2 protein-coding genes and 3 pseudogenes are annotated in these 4,254 nt (G+C 65.1%); 4 read left to right on the top strand and 1 reads right to left on the bottom strand.

From position 1 onward, the window contains the following. From H0524_RS24310 to H0524_RS13765, 3 genes and pseudogenes are all read left to right on the top strand, one after another. Positions 1-530: pseudogene (locus H0524_RS24310) on the top strand (hypothetical protein); the annotation flags it as partial. A gap of 116 nt (positions 531-646) precedes the next feature. Next, positions 647-1,057: a hypothetical protein gene (locus H0524_RS13770; RefSeq protein WP_180198995.1), complete on the top strand. Its 411-nt coding sequence runs from the start codon at positions 647-649 to the stop codon at positions 1,055-1,057. Between the two features lie 415 nt (positions 1,058-1,472). Then, a pseudogene (locus H0524_RS13765) lies at positions 1,473-2,299 on the top strand (IS30 family transposase). 84 nt (positions 2,300-2,383) lie between these two features. On the opposite strand, the pseudogene H0524_RS25615 reads toward H0524_RS13765, so the two are convergent. Further along, positions 2,384-2,548, bottom strand: a pseudogene (locus H0524_RS25615) (ISL3 family transposase); the annotation flags it as partial. Between the two features lie 178 nt (positions 2,549-2,726). Here H0524_RS25615 and H0524_RS25430 point away from each other — a divergent pair. After that, a complete protein-coding gene (locus H0524_RS25430; protein ID WP_309225102.1) occupies positions 2,727-4,166 on the top strand; it encodes an ISL3 family transposase in 1,440 nt (479 codons plus the stop codon). Positions 4,167-4,254: the final 88 nt, after the last annotated feature.

The raw sequence follows: 4,254 nt of genomic DNA, 5'->3' as shown, positions 1-4,254 counted from the left end.
TGTGGCTGCAGACCGCGGCCGGTACCTGGGTCCAGATCACCGCGATCACCAAGACTGTTCGCCAGGAACGAGTCCACAACCTCACGGTTGACGGCGTCCACACGTACTATGTGGTGGCCGGCAACACGCCAGTCCTCGTACACAACTGCGACGGGGGTACCGGTCTCAAGTACGTTACGTACACGAAGACCAATCCGATCACCGGCGCGGTATATTCTGGGCGAACGCGAGGCTACGGCGCTCCGCAAGATATCGTCGCCGCACGCGATCAGCGTCACCACATGAGTAGCCAGGGCTTCGGTCCTGCTGTGCTGGACCAGTTCATGGAAGGTGTATTGCCTGTTGCTCAGCGACACGGGGACCTGGCTTATCAGGCAATGCGAGGTCGTGAACAGAACCTCATAGATCACTTCGGTGGCGCACAGTCCGCTGGCGGCACGTCTGGCAATGCTATCCGTGGAATCAAGGATGATGAACCGCGGCGTCCGATATACATGCATGCCGCTAGGCGCGTTTTTGGTCTGCTATAGTAGTGATTCTTGCGTGGGCTCAACGAAAGGTTGGGCCCACGCAAGGGTCGGTTTACTCGAAGGGGGCCATGGCTTTGCCAGTCAAGTTCTCGCCCGGGGCGCTGTTCAGGGTGCCTGTGGGTACTGATGATCATGCTTACGGCGTGATGCTTTCCCACTTCCCCTATATGGCCTTCTATGCTAAAGGAGTAAGCTTCGATGAGAACGGGGATGCGAGCGAGTCGCCGATATTTGTAGTTCTCGTATCCAGGGCAGCCTATTCCGCTGGTGGATGGGGTAAGCCGATTCGGCACCTGCCGGTTGAAAATTTGTATCCAATACCTCGCTTTTTTTGGCAGAGCCCTGTCAATAAGGCTGACTGCAAAATTATCGAACCGATAAAGCGCAGAGTTACCGCAGCTCCTAGCGATTGTGTCGGACTTGAGGCGGAAGCAATCTGGGATGATGTTCATATTGAGTCGCGAATTAGTGACGTTTATGCGGGGCGGTCAAATATCTTTGCAGAGTCGCTTCGTCTGAAACTTTGACAACGGCTTTGACGCATCCTCCCATGCCTCCCATGCGAGCGTGGGAGGCGTCAGTCAGTGCCTTGGTGTCACTCCATGGAGCATTCGAACGAAACTTAGTGTACTGAAGGTTCCCGTCGGGCATGGGGGCGCCGTCACGGTTGCCGTCAAAGTTATTGGCATGACATTTGCAAAGAACGAGGAAAGCGTCCGCGGTAGACTGAGGTTGCTGTTGCGCCTTGTTGGGGCGTCGTCTATGCCCTGACTGAACCGGGTTTCGATGGCGTGCCGTTTCAGCTCGAGCTGGAGACGGAGTACTGGCGGCTGCTGCGGTCAGGCATGGGTACGTTCGAGGCTTGCCGCATTGTGGGGATCGGTCGCAAGACCGGCTATCGGTGGCGCGCCGAGAGTGGTGGTGTGCCGCCGGCCCGATTGGCTGAGGGGCGTCTGGTCCGGCAGATACCTGTCGCTGTTGGAACGGCAACGGATCGCCACCCTGCGTAGGCAGGGCCTGACGATTAGGGCGATCGCTGAGCAGTTGGGCCGGGCACCATCGACAGTGAGTCGGGAGTTGCGCCATAACACCCATCCGCATGACTAGGGCGTCTATGACGGCGATCTGGCGCACGCGCGGGCCCGGCAGCGGGCTCAGCGCGTGGGGGGAGGCCGGCTACTCGCCGACTTCGCACTGGCTGGCCGCTGAGGAAGCGGCGTCGTCGGGCCGATCAGCGCCGCTGCCGCTTCGTGGATCCCGCACTGTTGATCGAGCATCGGCCGGCTGCCGCCACGCACCGCACCCGGATCGGTGACTGGGAGGAAGACCTCATCGTCGGTCGGCAGAGCCAGTCCGCCATCGCTACCCTGGTCGACCGCACCAGTCGATACCTGCGGCTGGTGCACCTGCCCGTCGACCGCACCGCCGAATCCGTCCGCGACGCACTCCTCACCGTACTGGCGGGACTTCCCGAGGCCGCGCGCCTCACTCTGACCTGGGATCAGGGCGCGGAGATGGCCCACCACCAGCAGATTGCACCGCTGCTGCGGGACGGGGTGTTCTTCGCCCATCCCGGCCGCCCATGGCAGCGTGGCACGAACGAGAACACCAATGGCCTACTGCGCCAGTACTTCCCCAAGCGCACGGACCTATCGCAGCACACCGCGGCCGACCTCCGCGCCGTTGAGCAACGCCTCAACAACCGGCCCCGCAAGACCCTCAACTGGCGTACCCCAGCCGACGTCTTCCATACCGCTCTGGCACCCTGACGATCGTCACCGTTGCGACGACTGCTCGAATCCGCCCTGGAACCCGCCCGGAACCACAGGGTCAGTTTTCAGGCGGCCGACACCGACCTGGGAGATCAGCCGGGATGTGCGGCGCTGGTAGCGATGTAGAACCCCGGGAAGCTGCTCCCGGAACGTTCGACGACAGCCCTGAGTCGGACACACCAGACGACGTACCCGCACCCGCACCACCACCGGCCGGGCATCGACCGGCACGTCCGCGAGGGTCTGTCAACGGCGGATTGGAACTGGCTCTGGCACACATTTTGTGAGTCGCGCTCGTCGTAGTTCGGGTTGGGTGCCGGGATGGAGATCATTTCGGCGTTGCTGCCGCACCTGACGGGCCTGCGGTTGGAGGTGGTGGTGGTCCGGGGGCGTCGGGGTCAGGATCACCGCGGCGACGCAGACGGTGCGGGCGCGGTGTGGCACCTGCAGCAGCTGGTCGACCACTGTGCATGGCCGCTATGTGCGGCGGCTGGCCGATGTCAGGTTGGGTGGTCATGAGGTGCTGGTCGCGTTGACGGTCCGCCGATTCACCTGCGCCAACACCGAATGCGGGCGGCGGACGTTCGTCGAGCAGGTGCCCGGGCTGACGCGGCGGCATGCCCGTCACACCGTCGTGGCCGCGGGTGACCTGGAAGCCGTCGCGGCGGCGCTGGGCGGTCGACCGGGCAGCCGCCTGGCGCATCGGTTAGCGGCATCGGTGTCGCGCTCGACATTGATCCGGATGATCCGCCGAATGCCCGACCCGCCGCCGGTGACACCGACGGTGCTCGGCGTGGACGACGTCGCCCGCCGTCGGGGCCACCGCTACGCGACCGTGCTGCTCGACATGCACACCCGCCGACCGATCGACGTGCTGCCCGACCGCACCGCCGACACCCTCGCCGCCTGGCTGCGCGACCATCCCGGCGTTCAGATCATCTGCCGCGATCGAGGCGGCAGCTATGCCGACGGCGCCCGCAAAGGAGCACCTGACGCGATCCAGGTCGCCGACCGGTGGCACCTGCTGAAGAACCTCAGCGACACCATCGAGAAAGTCATCCGCGGGCACCGCCGATGCCTACGCACCCACACCGAACCACCATCTGCCCCGGCCGCACCGGCCGACGAGCCCGTCGCAGCGGGACGTCGGGCGACGAACACCCGCCAACGTCACGCCGCCGTGCACGCCCTACGAGCCGAAGGACTGTCGATCAAAGCAACCGCCCGCCGCCTCGACATGAACCTCAGAACCGCCCGCAAGTACGCCCACGCCGCCACCGCTGAGGCGTTGATCGGCCCGAACGCCAGCAGCCGACCCAGCGTCCTCGCCCCATTCCACTCCTACCTACGGCAACGCCTCACCGACGGCATCCACCAGACCGCTGACCTGCACGCCGAGATCCTGGCCCGCGGCTACCACGGCAGCTTGCGGGTGCTGCGCGACTGGCTCACCACCAACCGCACCCGACCTGCCCCTGCGACCGCAGTCCGGGTGCCCCCGGCCCGGCGGATCACCGCCTGGATCATGCGCCCCGGCCACAAACTCACCGACGACGACCACGCCAATCTCGCCGACGCCCGCCGCCGCTGCCCGGACCTCGACACCATCGCCAGCCTCGCCCGCGGGTTCGCCGCCCTGGTCCGCCACCAAGGCACCGGGCAGCACCTCGACGCCTGGATCGACCGCGCCCGCCACGCCGGCTACCCCGAAATCCGCGGCTTCGCCACCGGTCTTGTCAGCGACCGCGACGCCGTCGTCGCCGCCCTCACCCAACCTTGGAGTTCAGGTCCGGCCGAGGGCCAGATCAACCGCATCAAGACGATCAAGCGGCAGATGTACGGCCCGGCGAACCTCGACCTCTAAGGCGGCTCCCTCGACCGGTGCGCCGAAGCCGAAGGCGGACGAGCCGAATGCTCCGAAGTCGAAGGCGGACGAGCCGACTGGTACGAAG

The organism is Salinispora sp. H7-4 (assembly GCF_013416675.1).
Classification (GTDB): domain Bacteria; phylum Actinomycetota; class Actinomycetes; order Mycobacteriales; family Micromonosporaceae; genus Micromonospora; species Micromonospora vitiensis.
This window is presented reverse-complemented; position numbering and strand designations above follow the sequence as displayed.